This is a genomic window from Streptomyces sp. yr375, from assembly GCF_900110755.1.
Lineage (GTDB): Bacteria > Actinomycetota > Actinomycetes > Streptomycetales > Streptomycetaceae > Streptomyces.
In genome coordinates this window covers 52086-67921 of the sequence record NZ_FOFF01000009.1, presented here as the reverse complement: position 1 = coordinate 67921, position 15836 = coordinate 52086, and the positions used below count along the sequence as shown (strand labels likewise).

The 15836-nt window shown below is 70.7% G+C and carries 13 protein-coding genes; 6 read left to right on the top strand and 7 right to left on the bottom strand.

Annotated features, from left to right (window positions below):
- Position 1: 1 nt before the first annotated feature.
- The 4 genes from paaD to paaA are packed head-to-tail and all read right to left on the bottom strand — an operon-like array spanning position 2 to position 2610.
- On the bottom strand, positions 2-535 hold the full coding sequence (gene paaD, locus BMZ82_RS12380) for a 1,2-phenylacetyl-CoA epoxidase subunit PaaD (RefSeq protein WP_371271199.1): 534 nt from the start codon (positions 533-535) through the stop codon (positions 2-4).
- Positions 532-1326 (bottom strand): 1,2-phenylacetyl-CoA epoxidase subunit PaaC, encoded by a 795-nt coding sequence (gene paaC, locus BMZ82_RS12375; protein WP_093774818.1) that lies wholly within the window; start codon positions 1324-1326, stop codon positions 532-534. The genes paaD and paaC overlap by 4 nt, the downstream gene beginning before the upstream one ends.
- A complete protein-coding gene (gene paaB, locus BMZ82_RS12370) occupies positions 1316-1642 on the bottom strand; it encodes a 1,2-phenylacetyl-CoA epoxidase subunit PaaB (RefSeq protein ID WP_093774816.1) in 327 nt (108 codons plus the stop codon). The genes paaC and paaB overlap by 11 nt, the downstream gene beginning before the upstream one ends.
- On the bottom strand, positions 1639-2610 hold the full coding sequence (paaA, locus tag BMZ82_RS12365) for a 1,2-phenylacetyl-CoA epoxidase subunit PaaA (protein ID WP_256251881.1): 972 nt from the start codon (positions 2608-2610) through the stop codon (positions 1639-1641). The genes paaB and paaA overlap by 4 nt, the downstream gene beginning before the upstream one ends.
- Positions 2611-2981: 371 nt before the next feature.
- Between paaA and BMZ82_RS12360 the strand changes: the two genes are divergently transcribed.
- Together BMZ82_RS12360 and BMZ82_RS12355 are read left to right on the top strand one after the other, a co-directional pair.
- A complete protein-coding gene (locus tag BMZ82_RS12360; RefSeq protein WP_093774812.1) occupies positions 2982-3233 on the top strand; it encodes an acyl carrier protein in 252 nt (83 codons plus the stop codon).
- Positions 3233-4711 carry a class I adenylate-forming enzyme family protein gene (locus tag BMZ82_RS12355; RefSeq protein ID WP_093774810.1) on the top strand — a complete coding sequence of 493 codons (1479 nt, stop codon included), beginning with the start codon at positions 3233-3235 and terminating at the stop codon, positions 4709-4711. Before BMZ82_RS12360 ends, BMZ82_RS12355 begins: the two co-directional genes overlap by 1 nt.
- Positions 4712-4850: 139 nt before the next feature.
- Here BMZ82_RS12355 and BMZ82_RS12350 read toward each other — a convergent pair whose 3' ends face one another.
- Positions 4851-6239: an aminotransferase family protein gene (locus BMZ82_RS12350; RefSeq protein ID WP_256251871.1), complete on the bottom strand. Its 1389-nt coding sequence runs from the start codon at positions 6237-6239 to the stop codon at positions 4851-4853.
- Between the two features lie 283 nt (positions 6240-6522).
- Between BMZ82_RS12350 and BMZ82_RS12345 the strand changes: the two genes are divergently transcribed.
- The 4 genes from BMZ82_RS12345 (at position 6523) to BMZ82_RS12330 (ending at position 11588) form a co-directional block, all read left to right on the top strand.
- Positions 6523-8247 carry a thiamine pyrophosphate-binding protein gene (locus tag BMZ82_RS12345; protein WP_093774808.1) on the top strand — a complete coding sequence of 575 codons (1725 nt, stop codon included), beginning with the start codon at positions 6523-6525 and terminating at the stop codon, positions 8245-8247.
- Positions 8247-9800: an asparagine synthase-related protein gene (locus BMZ82_RS12340; RefSeq protein WP_093774806.1), complete on the top strand. Its 1554-nt coding sequence runs from the start codon at positions 8247-8249 to the stop codon at positions 9798-9800. The genes BMZ82_RS12345 and BMZ82_RS12340 overlap by 1 nt, the downstream gene beginning before the upstream one ends.
- A 69-nt stretch (positions 9801-9869) precedes the next feature.
- Entirely contained in the window at positions 9870-10844 is a 975-nt protein-coding gene (gene cs1, locus BMZ82_RS12335; protein ID WP_093774804.1) for a clavaminate synthase Cs1, read from the top strand.
- Positions 10845-11048: 204 nt separating this feature from the next.
- Entirely contained in the window at positions 11049-11588 is a 540-nt protein-coding gene (locus BMZ82_RS12330; RefSeq protein ID WP_177244468.1) for a hypothetical protein, read from the top strand.
- Positions 11589-12166: 578 nt separating this feature from the next.
- Here BMZ82_RS12330 and BMZ82_RS12325 read toward each other — a convergent pair.
- Together BMZ82_RS12325 and brxD are read right to left on the bottom strand one after the other, a co-directional pair.
- On the bottom strand, positions 12167-14368 hold the full coding sequence (locus BMZ82_RS12325; protein ID WP_093774802.1) for a DEAD/DEAH box helicase: 2202 nt from the start codon (positions 14366-14368) through the stop codon (positions 12167-12169).
- Positions 14368-15717, bottom strand: a complete 1350-nt coding sequence (brxD, locus tag BMZ82_RS12320) for a BREX system ATP-binding protein BrxD (RefSeq protein ID WP_093774800.1) — start codon at positions 15715-15717, stop codon at positions 14368-14370. The genes BMZ82_RS12325 and brxD overlap by 1 nt, the downstream gene beginning before the upstream one ends.
- Positions 15718-15836: the final 119 nt, after the last annotated feature.

The following is a 15836-nucleotide window of genomic DNA, read 5'->3' as shown; positions in this document are numbered from 1 at the left end:
GTCACACCGCCTTCATGTGGGGGAAGGACTCCTGGCAGGCGGTGCACACCAGGATCGTCTGGCAGCCGGTCTGCCCGAACGGGCCGAGCGGCCGGGTCGCCACGGACCCGCAGTGCGGACAGGGCCGCCCGAGACCGAGCCGGACCGGCAAGGGCGCGCCGGCGTCACCGGGCGGCACGATGCCGTGATCGGCGAGCTTGCGCCGCCCCGCCTCACTGATCCACTCGGTACTCCACGCAGGCGAAAGCGCCCACGTCACCCGCCCATCGCCCCGCCCGCACTCCGCCAGCACACCCAGCAGATCGGCCTCGATCACGGAAAGCGCCGGACACCCGAGATAGGTCGGCGTGACGACGACCTCGACGACACCGTCCGCGTCCTCCCGCACCGCCCGGACCACGCCCAGGTCGCCGAGGGTGATCATCGGCAACTCGGGGTCGGGCAGGGCACCGACTCGGGCGGCGATGTGGTCGAGGTCCGACGGGGGATCCGACGGCGAGGGCGACCGGAGGTCCGGTCGGAGTGCCGCGTTCACCAGGTGCCTCCGGGGTACTGGCGGAAGACCGACTGGAATTCGGCCAGTAGGGGGGCGAAGACCTCGGTGTGGAGGCCTGACCGGCCGCCGGTCGCCTGCCAGGACGGTGCCGGGGCGGTGAGTTCCGCTTCCGCCAGGACCTCGGCGACGTCCCGTTCCCAGGCGGCGCGCAGGCGGGCCGGGGCGACCGCGGTGCCGTCGGTGTCGAGCCGGGCCGTCAGGTCGTCCGCCTCGAACAGCTCGGCCGCGTACGGCCAGACCTGCTCCAGCCCCGCCTGCATCCGCCGCCGGCTCTCCGCGGTGCCCAGACCCAGCCGTACGGTCCACTGCGAGGCGTGCAGCCGGTGGTACTCCGCCTCCTTGACCGCGCGGGCGGCGAACGACGCCAGCCCCTCGTCGGCCGCTGCCGCCAGTTCCGCGTACAGCAGGCACATGTAGTGCGTGTACGCCAACTGCCGGGCGACGGTGACCGCGAAGTCGCCGCCCGGCAGCTCCAGCAGCAGCGCGTTGCGGAACTCCCGCTCGGTCCTGCGGTAGGCGAGGTCGTCGTCGGTGCGGTCCGTCCCGTCCGTACGGCCGCTGAGGCTCAGCAGGGTGCGGGCGTGGCCGAGCAGGTCCACGGCGATGTTCGACAGGGCCAGGTCTTCTTCGATGGTGGGGGCGTTGGTCACCCACGCGCACAGTCGCTGACAGAGGATCAGCGCGTCGTCACCGAGCCGGAGGGCGTACTCGGCGACATCGCGATCCCGTGCCCCGGAAACCGCGACGGCGGCGGCGAGTTCACTCGTCATGGTGGCCTGCCTCGTTCACGTCGTCCGCCTCGTTGAGCGGCACGTACACCTGCGGATACCGGTAGGGCTTGTCCGCTCCGTTGCTGAAGAAGGGGTCCTTCTCGCCGGGCGACGAGGCCCGCACCCCGTCCGAGCGCACCACCCAGATCGACACCGGGTCCCCCCGCCGGGTGTAGAGGTCCCGCGCGTTGCCGATGGCCATGTCGGCGTCCGCGCCGTGGACCGACCCGACGTGCTGGTGGGAGAGGCCACGGCGCGGCCTGATGAACACCTCCCAGGGCGTCTGCGCCCCGGTGACCTCGCGTTCCCGGCTCACTGTTCCCGTCCCTCGGTCGTCCGGCGTGCCGCATAGGCGTCGGCCGCCGCGCGCACCCACTCCCCGTTCTCATGGGCCGCCACCCGGTGCGCCAGCCGCTGCCGGCCGCACTGCGCGCCGGCGGCCAGGGCGGTGCGGTACACGTGCCAGTCCACCGGGGTGAAGTCGTGGTGCCCGCGCTCCTCGTTCCAGCGGATCGCCGGGTCGGGCAGGGTCACCCCGAGCCGCTCCGCCTGCGGGACGACGGTGTCCACGAAGCGCTGCCGCAGCTCGTCGTTGGTGTGGCGTTTGATGCCCCAGGCCATCGACCGGCGGCTGACGGCGGCGCCCAGGGCCGCGGCCCGCGCGTCCCCGCCGCCGTCGACCGTGTCGGGCGGGCCGAACATCAGGGCCACCGCGGGCAGCCACCACCGGTCGACGGCGTCCTGCGCCATCTCGTGCTGCTCCCGCGTGCCCCGGCACAGCGACCAGAGCAGGTCGTACCCCTGCCGGACGTGGAAGGTCTCCTCCTGGCACACCCGCTGCATGGCCCGCGCGTAGGGCCCGTAGGAGGTGCGGCACAGCGGGGCCTGGTTGATCACGGCCGCGCCGTCCGTCAGCCAGGCGATCGCCCCGGTGTCGGCCCAGGTCAGGGCGGGGTGGTTGAACGTGTCCGCGGACCGCTGGTGGCCGCGGTGCAGCGCGTCGAGGAGTTCGGCCCGGGTGACGCCGAGGGTCTCCGCCGCCGCGTACAGGTACAGGCCGTGTCCGGCCTCGTCCTGCACCTTGGCGAGCAGCGCCGCCTTGCGTTGCAGGGACGGCGCCCGGGTCAGCCAGGACCCCTCCGGCTGCATTCCGATGATCTCCGAGTGCGCGTGCTGGGCGACCTGCCGGATCACCATCCGGCGGTAGCCGTCGGGCAGCCAGTCCCGGGGTTCTATCCGCTCGTCGGCCGCGACGAGCGCCTCGAAGTACTCGTCGTGGTCCACGAGTCTGTCGACACGCCCGTCGCCGTCCGCGGCGACGGCCGTGGAACCTGCCTCGGTGGTCACCTGGAACCTCCGCTCCCTCTACTGCGCCGCTGTACCGGACCGTGTGAAGCACTCCCGTGCCGGGTGTCACGTGACGGGTCTCCCGTGGCGGGTCCCGTGGCGGGGGCTTCACATACGGAGGAGTGCCGGAGGGCCCGCCTCAATCCCTCCACCCCTCACCAAACCGCTGTGATCAACACCACACCACCGGCAGGGATTGCCGACGCCTTCCCGCCCCTCCTTACCGATCCGAGGGACCGGTCCGCATGACCGGTCCGAGAGACCGGCTCGGCACCCGGCCCGGCCTGGCCCTGTGAAAGGTGGACCCCATGAGCACCGTCCGAGAGCTACTCACCGAACTGACCGGGACGTCGGAGTACGCCGAGAAACTCAGCGACGAGACCGAGTTGGCCGCCAGCGGCATCGACTCGGGGGACCTCGTACGGCTGGTCCTGCTCATCGAGCAGCGCGTGGGGGTGGAGATCACCGCCGACGACATGGAGAAGCTGTCCACGATCGCGGACTACGAGCGGTTCCTCGGCGAACACGCCGCCACGGCCCCGCAGCCGGACGGTGCGTGATGTGGCTGACCCAGTTGCTGGAGCGCAACCGCCAGTGCTTCCCCGAGCGGACGGCACTGGTGGACGCGCACCGCTCGGTCACCTGGGCCGACTTCCACGACCGGGTGGCCCGGCTCGCCCACGGTCTCGCCGGGCGCGGCATCGGCGGCGGCGACCGGGTGGCCGTCCTCTCGCTGGACCGTGTCGAGGTGATGGAGACGTACTTCGCGCTGGCCCGGCTGGGAGCGCTGTTCGTCCCGCTCAACCACAGCCTCACCCCCGCCGAGGTGATCGGGATCGCGGAGCGCTGCACCCCGGTGGCGGTGATCGGTGAGTCGGCCCTGCTGGACCGGCACCCGGACCTGCCGGTACGGCTGCGCATACCGCTGGACGACGCGGAGTTCGCCGCGATGTGCGAGAAGGACCCGGCCGGGAACGCGGGCGACCTGCCCGACGTCCCGGACGACGCTCTGGCGGCGATCCTGCACACCTCGGCGACCACCGGCCGGGCCAAGGGCGTCGCCGTCGACCACGCCTCGTTCCGGGCGATCGCCCTCGGCTGGCTCACCCAGGCCCGGCCCACAAACGACATAGTGCTGGTCAACTGCTGCCCGCTGTACCACGGCAGCATGGTGATCTCCCTGACCTACATGGCCGCGGGCGCCACCGTGGTGCTCATGCCGGGCTTCCAGCCGCAGCGGGCGCTGGCCGCGATCGAGGACAACCGGGCCACGCACATCTGGCTGGTGCCGCAGATGCTCCGGTTCCTGATGCAGTCGAAGTCGCTCCGGCGAACGGACCTGTCCGGCCTGCGCGAGGTGCTCTACGGCGCCGCGCCGATGCCGCCGGAGGTCTACGCCGAGGCCGTGGAGAAACTCGGCTGCGGCTTCCGCCAGGTCTACGGCATGACCGAGGTGGGCGGCCCGTACATCACCCTCGGCCCGGACGAGCACCCGGCGCCCGGCACCACCGACGTGATCCCGGCCGGCCGGGTGATCCCCGGCATGTCGGTGAAGGCCCTGGACGAGAAGGACCAGGAGGCGGCCCCCGGCGTCATCGGGGAGATCTGCGCACGCGGCCCCGGAGTGATGCGCGGCTACTGGAACGACGAGCAGGCCACGGCCGAGATCACCACGAACGGCTGGACCCGCACCGGCGACCTCGGCTTCATCGACGGCGACGGCCGCGTGCACCTGATCGACCGCTGCAAGGACCTGATCATCCGGGCGGGCCAGAACGTCTACCCCCGAGAGATAGAACAGGCCCTACGCACCCACCCCGCCGTACACGACGCCGCAGTGGTCGGCGTGAACGACCCCGACTACGGCGAAGTCCCCCTGGCCTTCGTGGTGGCCGACCCCGACACCACCCCGGACGAGATCCAGTCCCACCTGACCCCCCGCCTGGCCACCTACAAACGCCCCCGCCACATCCGCTTCATCAAAGAGATCCCCAGAAACCCCGCAGGAAAAATCCTCAAGAAAAACCTCCCCACCTGACCCCCGCCAGACTGGTGCCGCGGCGGCGTTCCCGCCCCTGGCGGCGGGAACGCGCCGGAACGCGGGAGCGCGCCTGAGCAGAGTGCGCGGGCCGTTACCGGAGCTATCGGTGTTGTCGGAGTTACCGGCGTTACCGGCGTTACCGGAGCAGGCCGTCCGGTGTCATCCGGCCGAGGACGTCACGCAGCGCGTGGACCGCCTCGTCGGCCTCCTCGCGGGTCAGCACCAGCGGGGGCACCATCATGAATCCGCTGCGCATGCCGCGTACCAACAGGCCATGTTGGTCGCGCAGTTCGTCGGTGAGAGCGGTCGTGCCGTGCGCCAGCGGCGCCAGCGTGCCTTCCTCGGCCGTCAGCTCGACACAGACCATCAGCCCGATCTGGCGCACCTGACCGACCACCGGCAGCTCCAGCAGCCCGCGCAGCCCGTCGCCGAGGTGGGCGCCGATCTCGACGGCGTTGCCGAGCAGGTTCTCCTTGGCGATGATGTCGAGGTTGGCGAGCGCCACCGCGCAGGCGGTGGGGTGCCCGCTGTAGCTGAAATCGACCGGGAACCCGTCGCCGCCGGCGACCGCCTCGGCGATCGCGTCCTTCACCAGGACCGCGCCGTGCGGCATGTACCCCGAGGTGATGCCCTTGGCGGTGACCAGGATGTCCGGTGTCACGCCGGTGCGTTCGGCGGCGAACCAGTGGCCGAGGCGGCCGTACGCGGTCACGATCTCGTCGGAGATCAGCAGGATCCCGTACGAGTGCAGCAACTCGGCGACCCGGGGCCAGTAGTCGTCGGGCGGGACGATCATTCCGCCGGGGCCGAGGACCGGCTCGCCGATCATGGCGGTGATGCGGTCCGGCCCGATCTCCTCGATGGTCGCCCGCAGTTCGCGCAGGCAGAAGTCGGTGACGTCGGTCTCGCCGAACGCCGTGCCGTGGACGGCGTCCGGCGTCGTGAGGAAACGGACGTGCGGGAGCATCGGCCCGAACCCGGTGTGCGCCTCCGCGCCCCCCGACATGCTGCTGGCGCCGTAGGTGATGCCGTGGAAGCCCTTGTCGAGGGCGAGGATCCAGGTCCGGTCCGGCTGGCCGGTGCGGTGCCGGTAGAACCGGGCCAGCCGTAGCGCCATCTCGTTGCCCTCGGCGCCGCCGCTGGTGAAGTGGACGTTGTTCAGCCCCTCGGGGGCCAGTTCCACCAGCCGGGCCGCCAGTTCGACGGCGCGGTCGTTGGTGAAGCCCCACCGGGTGTGGAAGTACTCCAGTTTCGCCATCTGAGCCGCGGCCACCTCGCCGAGCTCCCGTCGGCCGTGGCCGACCTGGGACAGCGCGAGCCCCGCGGTGGCGTCCAGATAGCGCCGGCCCTTCGTGTCCCACAGCCGGCACCCCTCGGCCCGGACGATCACGATCCGGTGCGGGTCGTCCCCCCGGACCATCGTGTGCATGACATGGCGGTCGGCGACCACCAGCCGGTCGTGCTCGGCCTGGGTGAGGGGGGCCGTGTCGGTTCGGGGGACTGTGTCCGTTCGGGGGGAAGACACCTCGGAACTCCTCTGTCCGTCCAGCAGGTCGACAGGATGCTCTCAGCGACCCCTTGCAGCCCGTTGGACGACCTTTGCAGCCCGCTGGACGACCTTTCGACGTCGCTCGGCGTCGGCTCGGCGTCGGCTCGACGTCGGCCGGACCCGGCGCCCGGCCCGGTGCAGGCACCTGCAAGCGGAACGTCCATGCCCGTGCAAGCCGCCCGTGGACAGTGGAGGACGTACCGCCCCGCATCCCCACAGCCCGCAGGCCATGGCCCGCAGGTAACAGAAGGAGTGCTCCATGTCGCGTGTTCCGACGCTGCCGAATTCCACCTCCACCACTGCCCACGCCCTCCTGCGACGACTGCACGAGCACGGCGTGCGCAAGGTGTTCGGGGTGGTCGGCCGGGAGGCCGCGTCGATCCTCTTCGACGAGGTGGACGGGATCGAGTTCGTGCTGACCCGGCACGAGTTCACCGCCGCGGTCGCCGCGGACGTACTGGCGCGGATCAGCGGACGGCCGCAGGCCTGCTGGGCCACGCTCGGCCCGGGCATGACCAATCTGACGACCGGTGTCGCCACCTCGGTACTGGACCGCTCCGCGGTCATCGCGCTGGCCGCGCAGTCCGAGTCGTACGACATCTTCCCCAACGACACCCACCAGTGCCTCGACGCCGTGTCGGTGATGCGGCCGATGACGAAGTACGCGGCCGAGCTGCAACGGCCCGACGACATCACGGACCTGGTCGACTCGGCGGTGACCGCCGCGATGACCGAGCCGGTCGGGCCGAGTTTCCTCTCCATCCCGGTGGACCTTCTGGGCAGCGCGGCCGAGGCCGGCGCCGAGAGCGAGGCCAGGATCCCGGCCAGGACCCCGGCCAAGCCCCTGGCCGCCGTGAGCGACGACTGGCAGGAGCGGGCGGCGCAGGCCGCCGAACTGCTCGCGTCCGCCGAGCACCCGGTGCTCGTGGTGGGCGCCTCGGCCATCCGCTCGGGCGCGGTACAGGAGATCCGCGCGCTGGCCGAGCGGCTCCGGCTGCCCGTGATCACCACCTACATAGCCAAGGGCGTCCTGCCCCAGGAGCACGACCTCAACTACGGTGCGGTCACCGGCTACATGGACGGCATCCTGTCGTTCCCGGCCCTGGACACCCTCTTCGGCCCCGCCGACCTGATCCTGACCCTGGGCTACGACTACGCGGAGGACCTGCGGCCGTCCATGTGGCAGCGCGGGGCCGACAAGACGACGGTCCGTGTCGCGCCCGTCGCCAACCCGGTGCCCCGGGTCTACCGGCCGGACGTCGACGTCGTCACCGACGTACGGGCCTTCGTGACGCGTCTCGACGCGCTCACCTCGGACGTGGCGCCCAAGCAGCCGCACGACATCGCCCCGCTGCGGACCCGGATCGCGGAGTTCCTCGCCGACCCCGAGGAGTACTCCGACGGCATGCGCGTCCAGCAGGTCATCGACTGCATGAACACCGTCATGGACGAGAACACCGGGGCCGGCGAGGGCACCATCGTCTCCGACATCGGCTTCTTCCGGCACTACGGAGTGCTCTTCGCCCGCGCCGACCAGCCCTTCGGATTCCTCACCTCGGCCGGCTGCTCCAGCTTCGGCTACGGCCTGCCCGCCGCGATGGGCGCGCAGATGGCCCGCCCGGGACAGCCGACCTTCCTCATCGCCGGAGACGGCGGCTTCCACTCCAACAGCGCCGACCTGGAGACGATCGCCCGGCTCAACCTGCCCATCGTCACCGTCGTCGTCAACAACGACACCAACGGGCTGATCGAGCTCTACCAGAACATCGGCCACCGGCGTTCGCACGACCCGGCCATCAAGTTCACCGGAGTCGACTTCACCGAACTCGCCCACGCCAACGGTGTGGAGGCGGTGCGGGCCGGATCCCGGGAGGAACTGCTGGCCGCGCTGCGCAAGGGCGCCGGCCTCGGCCGTCCCTTCCTCATCGAGGTCCCGGTGAACTACGACTTCCGCGCCGGCGGCTTCGAAGCGCTGAGCATCTGATGGTGGCCCGGACGCTTCCCCCGGCGACCGGCTTCCTCACGCTCGTGGAGGAGGGCGGCGGGCCCGGTCGGCTCCCCGCGAACCCCTTCGCCGCCCGCGGCACCGTGACCGACCTGCGCGACGGCACCGCCGCCCAGCCCCTGCTGGTACGGCTGCTGCACTCCGGAGCCCCGGACGGTGCGCTGGCCCACCGCGACGGCCTGACGGTGCTGCTCGCAGGGGAGCTGTACAACCGGGATGAGCTGCTGTCCCTGCTCCCCGAAGGACCGCCGTCGGACACGAAACCCGACACGGACACGGACGCGGACGCGGCGGTGGTGGCGGCGCTCTTCGAGCGTTACGACACTCACGCCTTCCGGCTCCTGAACGGCCGTTTCGCCGCCCTCGTGGTGGCCGACGGCCGGGCCGTGCTGGCCACCGACCACGCCGGTTCGGTGCCCCTGTACGTGAAGGTCACGGCCGGCCGGCTGCTCGCCGCCACCGAGGCGAAGGCACTGCGGACCCCGTTCCTCGGCCGGCCCGTCACCGGCGCCCGGCCCGTCCGGGGCCTGCCCGGCGTCCATCAGGTGGCGGCCGGCACGGTACTGGACGTCACCCTCGGCACGGGTGCCTGTGCCGCGGACCACACCTGGCAGCCGCCCCGTGCACGCCGGATCCTCCCCGAGGACGAGGCGGTGGACACCGTACGGATCGCTCTCGAACGGGCCGTGCGCACCCGCCTGGACACGACCACACCCCTGGTGGTCATCTCGGGCGGCCTGGACTCGTCCAGCGTCGCGGCCCTCGCGGCCCGCGCACTCGGCCACAAGATCGACACCGTGTCGATGGGCACCCCCGAAGCGAACGAGTTCCCACAGGCGCACACGGTCGCGGAACACATCGGATCCGTCCACCAGGACATCACGATCACCACGGACGAGCTGCTCGCCACCCTGCCCCACACGGTGTGGGCGGCGGAGTCGCTCGACCCCGACATCATCGAGTACCTGCTGCCGCTGACCGCGCTCTACCTCCGCGTCGGCGGCACGGGCAGGCGCATCCTCACCGGCTACGGCGCGGACATCCCGCTGGGCGGCATGCACCGCGAAGGGCGGCTGGCGCCCCTGGACGACGCCATCGCCCACGACATGGCCACCTTCGACGGCCTCAACGAGATGACCCCGACGCTCTCGGCGATCGCGGGTCACTGGACCACCCACCCCTACTGGGACCGTGACGTGCTCGACGTCCTGGTCCCGCTGGAGGCGGGCCTGAAGAGCCGGTACGGGCAGGACAAGTGGGTGCTGCGCGCGGCCATGGGCGACATCCTGCCGCGCGAGACCGTCCTGCGACCCAAGCTCGGCGTCCACGAGGGCGCCGGCGTCACCTCCGCCTTCAGCCGGCTGCTGACGGACCACGGCGTACCGCACGAGCACCTGCACGACGCCAAGCAGACGTACGTGAACGAGCTGTTCGACCAGGTCGTGGCTGGCGGAGCACACCCCGACACGGTCGACGTGACGGCGCACGCCGAGCGGATAAGCAAGCTGGCGCGCTCGAAGGCCATCCGATGACCGCAGTCGTGCAGGACGCCCACCGGTACGCACGGGCCGCGGCGCGAGAACGCGAGAAAGGGAAAGCGCATGACTCACATCGACTGCTCGGAGTTCTCCCCGGAGCTGCTCCGGCTCTTCACCCGACTGCCGCGAACACCACGCCGTGATCTGTACGCCTTCCTCGACACGGCCCACCAACTCGCGACCGAACTCCCGGCCCCCCTGGCAGCCGCCCTGGACGACTTCCGCTCCGAGGGCAGCACGGACGGCTACCTGCTGCTGCGCAACCTGCCGGTCGAACCGGACGACGAACTGCCGCGCACCCCGGAGAGCACCCCGGCGCCGCTCGACCGCCCGCTGCTGAACCTGGAAGCGGCGCTCGCCGTGACCGGACGCCGCCTAGGACTGCACACCGGCTATCAGGAACTGCGCGCCGGCACGGTCTACCACGACGTGTACCCGTCCCCCGGAGCCCACCACCTGTCCTCCGAGACCTCGGAGACACTGCTGGAGTTCCACACGGAGATGGCGTACCACGTGCTCCAGCCCAACTACGTGATGCTCGCGTGCTCCCGAGCCGACCACGAGCGCAGGGCCGCGACACTGGTCGGCTCCATCCGCAAGGCCGTCCCCCTGATGCCCGAACCCACCGCCCGCCACCTCTTCGAACAGCCGATACCGTGCTGCGTCGACGTCGCCTTCAGGGGCGGGGTGGAGGACCCCGGCGCCATCGCCACGATCAAACCGCTGTACGGCGACCCGTCGGATCCCTTCCTCGCATACGACCGGGAGCTGATCGCGCCGCACGACCCCCAGGACGTCCACGCCGTGGCCGAACTCTCCAAGGCGCTCGACGAGGTGACCGAAGCGGTGTACCTCGTCCCCGGCGACGTCCTGATCATCGACAACTTCCGCACCACGCACGCACGGACACCCTTCCTGCCACGCTGGGACGGCAAGGACCGCTGGCTGCACCGCGTCTACATCCGCACCGACCGCAACGCCCAACTCATCGGCGGCGAACGCGCCGGAGACGTCGTGGAGTTCACACCACGCGACTGACGGCGCCCGGGCCGCAGAGGCGTGTTGTCGCCTATGTGGCGAAACCGGTAACACGGGCGACCGGGCTGCGGAACCGTCGTCTCCCATACCCCCCCGTCCAGGGCGCAAGCAGTTGGAGGGGTGCCATGAGGATGGGCAGGCGGAAGACATGGAAGACGATGGAAGACGGAGGAGTTCGGCTCCTCGCACGAGGGCGCGGTCGGTGTGCTCCTGGCCGACGGCACCGTTCCGCGCCCCGTGTACTTCGACACCGGATCCGGTGCGGGCGGGCCGTCGGTCTCGGAGCAAAGCGTCCAAGACGGCCGATTCACCCACGTACCGCGGGCGGCGCTCCTGCCCGCGGTGTGCTCCTGCGGCTGGACCGGCACGAAGCACCGGTTGGACTGGGCCGAGATCGGCGAACAGGAACTGGCCGAGGCAGGCATGGACACGGCGGACTCCTGCGTACGGGACTGGGACACGCACACCACGGAGGTGGAGCGGTCGGCCGCTCCCCTGCCGGAGACGTTCACCGCCCCGCTGACCCAACTGGAGTCGGAGATCGAGAAGTTGGCCAAGTCCTCACCCCTGGCGCCAGTCCCCGCAGCCCGCCGCCTGGAGGTGACCGCCGCAGAGGCCGGATACTGGCCGGCCCACAACGCCGGCCGAAACACACCCCTGACCCAGGCCGCCGCCCTCGGCCTGAACGAGGAAGCCGCCCGAAAACTCCTGTCCCGCTTCGGCCGCTGGAGCCCCTACCGCTGAACACCGCCCGGGCGTCGGAGACGAACGCCGGCGGGGGCGAGGGCAACGGGGCTGAGACTCCTCCGCGCCTCGCCCACTCCTCCGGCACAGGCCAGAGGCTCCTTCGCAAGCAAAGCCGCAGGTAACGGCAGACGAGTCGGGCTGTACGCCGGGGAGAATCACCGCGGCCCTATGAGCTGGGCAAACATGCAAGGAAGGCTCTTGCGTGGCTACCTTGGTGGCTACGTAGGTCGAAAACCCGCCCTGGAGCGGCGCGGACGGGGTCTTCGTCGCTATTGTCAGACGGTCTGCTCGATGCCCTGGAAGACGTCCGAGTCCGTCTCCATGCGGCTGCCTTCGATACTGCGGGTGAACCCGACGGTGGTCAGGTAGACCGCGAGCCCATCGACGGCTGGACGGTGCGACGCCTGCGCGGTGTCGGGAGGCGGGACGCCATCAGGTCCCGCCTCGCCGCACGCGGTCTCAAGGCCACCACGACTTCGGTCGCCAAGACACCTCCGCCTTGCAGTGGTGACGGAGCAGTCGGGGCTGGCATAACCCCAACCGTCCGATTGAAGCGGCCATGGAGGGTTTGCGTTTCAGTCGTCGTACTGAAAGCGCGTCGGCTCACCGAGCACCAAGCCGGCGTTCTCGAAGTCGGCCAAGCGGGCCGCCACCGTGGCCACGGCGAGGCGTTCCGGGAGGGCGGCGGAGAACTTCAGGCCGCGTACGGCCCGGCGATCCACGTCAGGCAGGACGAGGTTCTCACCGACGTTGTCACAGGCCGCACGCCAGTCGGCCGGGGTGAGGTTCTCGCGCAGGCGCAGCCAGCTGTCGGTGGGGCGCTGCAGAGGGTCGGTGACCGACTGGAGGGTGGCTGCCAGGGTGGCGTTGGCGCGGTATCCGGCCCAGGTCCACCAACGGACATCGGAGCCGACGCGCGTGATCAGTGTGCCGCCCGGGTGGACGGTTCCGGGTGCGTCGGTCTCGCGCTGTTCGGCCAGGCATGCCGCTGCCCGCCGGGTGAGGGAGACGGGCGGGTTCGTACCGAGCAGCACCTCGCGCATGGCACGCGTCAGCGCGTACGAGAGTCCGACGACGCCGCCGTTCATCCACTTGGCGATTCCGCCGCCGTCGGCCGGCTCGACGAAGACGCGTTTGCGCAGCCAGTCGATGTACGTGACCTGCCAACTGCGTCCACCGAGCAGCAACCGCCTGGGGCCGGGGCGTTCCTCGGTGAGCACGCTCGGGTCGGTGCGGCCGATCTCCGTGCGTCCGGACAGGACGGTGAACTGCGGAGGGGCGGTGAAGGAGGCGGTGAGTTCGATGAAGTGCCGTTTCCCGAAGTGGCGTTCCGCCTCGGGACCGATGAACAACATCCCACCGTCACTGTCGAGGTAGCCCTCTTCGGTGAGGAACCGCAGGATGGGAGCAGCCGACTTGTCGAAGGGGGCGAGGCCGTTCCACTGCCGGTCCCACAACTGGTCGCCGAGCTTGTGCTGTTGCAGGGTGACGGCGAGCAGTTGCTGTGCCACCAGGTGGCGCGGCTCCGGCGGGGGGACGACCCGTTCCACCCAGCCGCGCGACCACAGCAGCAGCAGACCCGCCGCTTGCAGCAGTGTGTCCTTGCGAGTGGTCAGGAACAGACAGTTGCGCACAGTGCCGGAACGCCGGCCGGTGCGGCCGATGCGCTGCAGGAACGAGGCGACGGAGGCCGGTGAGTCGATCTGGATGACGCGGTCCAGGTCACCGACGTCAATGCCGAGTTCGAGGGTTGACGTGGAGACGATGACGCAGTCACGGGCCTCCGCGAACGCCTGCTCGGAACGGGTGCGTTCATCGACGGAGAGAGAGGCGTGGGACAGGAAGACGGTCACCTCGCGCGCGCGGAGCGCCGCGCCCAACTCCTCGACCTGGCGGCGCGAGTCGCAGAAGACGAGCCGCTTCTCTCCTCTGTGCAGCGCCGCGATGAGTTTGGCGGCGTTGTCGAGGGAGCCGACGTAGTCGAGTTCTACTTCGCCCGCAGGTCTGCTGGACGGCTCGGGACTCGCTTTGGCGCCGTGTCCGGCGCTGTCGTCGGTGGCCGGCAGGTGCACTCCAGGGGCGACGACCTGACCGGTGCGGCTGCCGACGCCCGCGCCCTGCAGCCAGTGCAGCAGCTCGGCCGGGTTGCCGACGGTCGCTGAGAGTCCAACGCGCTGGATAGGCCGTCCGGTGACCCGCTCCAACCGTTCGAGCACGGCGAGCAGGTGCCATCCCCGGTCGTCCCCTGCGAACGCGTGCACTTCGTCGACGACGACGGCTCGCACACTCCCCAGAAGGCGGGCGTGGTCGGTCTTGACGCCGATCAGCATCGCTTCGAGCGATTCGGGCGTGGTCAGCAGGATGTCCGGTGCCTCGGCGCGGATGCGCCGGCGTTGCGATTCCTTGGTGTCGCCGTGCCAGAGTGCGGCCCGTCGCCCCAGCCACTGGGCGTAGGAGTCGACGCGGACGACCAGATTGTTGAGAAGTGCCTTGAGCGGACACAGGTACAGCACGGATGTGCCGGTCCACTTCTGCTCGGTCATCGCCGACAGCAGGGGGAAGCAGGCCGCCTCGGTCTTGCCCCCCGCCGTCGGAGCCAGCAGTACGGCGTCCTCTCCCTCCATGAGCGGGGGGATGGCCGCCCGCTGCAGGGGGCGCAGATCGGGCCAGCCGAGAGTGTTGACGATGTGATGGAGCACGACCGGGTCGAGCCGGTCCAGTACGTCGGGGTCCCCGTCACCCGGTTCTTTCCCGGCCGGGAGTCCCGCGTCCGCCATCACAGCTCCAGGTCGATGTCATCAGCCGACGCGGAGTCTCCGGATACCGTGGCTGCCAGGTTTCGCTCGACGTCGGTGAGTTCGCTGCCTGCGACGGTGAGCCGGTAGTGCTGCCGGGGGTCGAAGTCGTCGAACTGGTCCACGCGGTCGAGTACGTCCCCGACAAGTTTCTTCAGGAACAGCCGGGGAGCCACTCCGACCTTTCCGCCCAGCGCCCCGCCGACGGCCACCGCGAGGTCCGCGACATACACGTCGTCGACGACCTTCCGCACACGGTCGGGTGCTTCTACGGCATCGGCGTACAGGTCACGGATGGTGAGACCGAGTCCGACCAGGGACTCCTGGTTGAAGCCTGGAAGCCTGATCTGCACAGCGCGAGGGTTGTCGAAGCGCGGGTCGGTGGTGAAGTCGGTGGCCAGCCGCTGAGCGAGCGGTGCCAGACGCTGCACGCCCTGCTGACCGTCGTAGAAGGCCGGGGTGCCCGTGATGACCAGGTAGAGGCCGGGGAAGCGGCCCGAGTGCACCTCGTCGATGAGCTGCCGCAGCGCGTTGAGCGCCTTGTCGCGGGCGTCCGACCGGACCCGCTGCAGCGTCTCCACCTCGTCGAGGACGACGAACAGCCCGGTGTGTCCTGAGTCGCGCAGCACGGTGAGGAGGCCCTGCAGGAACCCGAGCGCGCCGAAGTGGTCGAGGTCGCCCCGCACCCCGGCGGATCGGCGGGCGGAGGCGGCGACGTGCGGCTGGCCGCCGAGCCAAGCCAGGACGGCCGCGGCGGTGGCCTCGTCGCCGTCCGCGAGGGCGGTCCGGTAGCCGCGCAGGGCGGTGGCGAAGGCCGGGGCGTGCCGGGACACCTCGGCGAGCCGGGCGACGAGGAGCTTCTCCACCTCGCCGGGCAGTTCGTCCTCGGTGGCTCCGGCCGCGAGGGCGTCCTCCTCCAGGGCGTAGAACCAGGCATCGACGACGGGTCGGAGGGCGCTCGCAGGGAAGCTGGAGGTGGTGAGGCGCTCGGTGAGCCGCCGGTAGACCGTCTCAAGTCTGTGCAGCGGTGTCTCGTTCTCCGAGATCTGGATCTCTGCCACGGCGAAGTTGTGACGCTTGGCCCGCTCCCCCAGCCAGCGGGTGAAGAACGTCTTGCCGGACCCGTACTCGCCCCGTACGGCCTTGAAAACGGACCCGCCCGACGCCACCGAGTCCAGTTCCGCGTCCAGGGCCGCTTCGAACCGGTCGAGGCCGGTAGCCAGCAGGTCGAGGCCGCTGTCGGGCACGGCACCGCGTCGCAGCGCGTCGATGACGGTACGGCGGCGGGCGGCGCTCACCTGTGCGGGGCGCTGGGATCCGGTGCTGCTCACAGCAGCCAGTCTTCCATTTCCTCGGGCACGTCCGTACGGGGACAGCAAGGCGGCCGTCGGTCGGTCCGCCTTCCCCGCGGCACCGTGGCGGGGCGCCTACTTCGTTGAATCGGTTGACG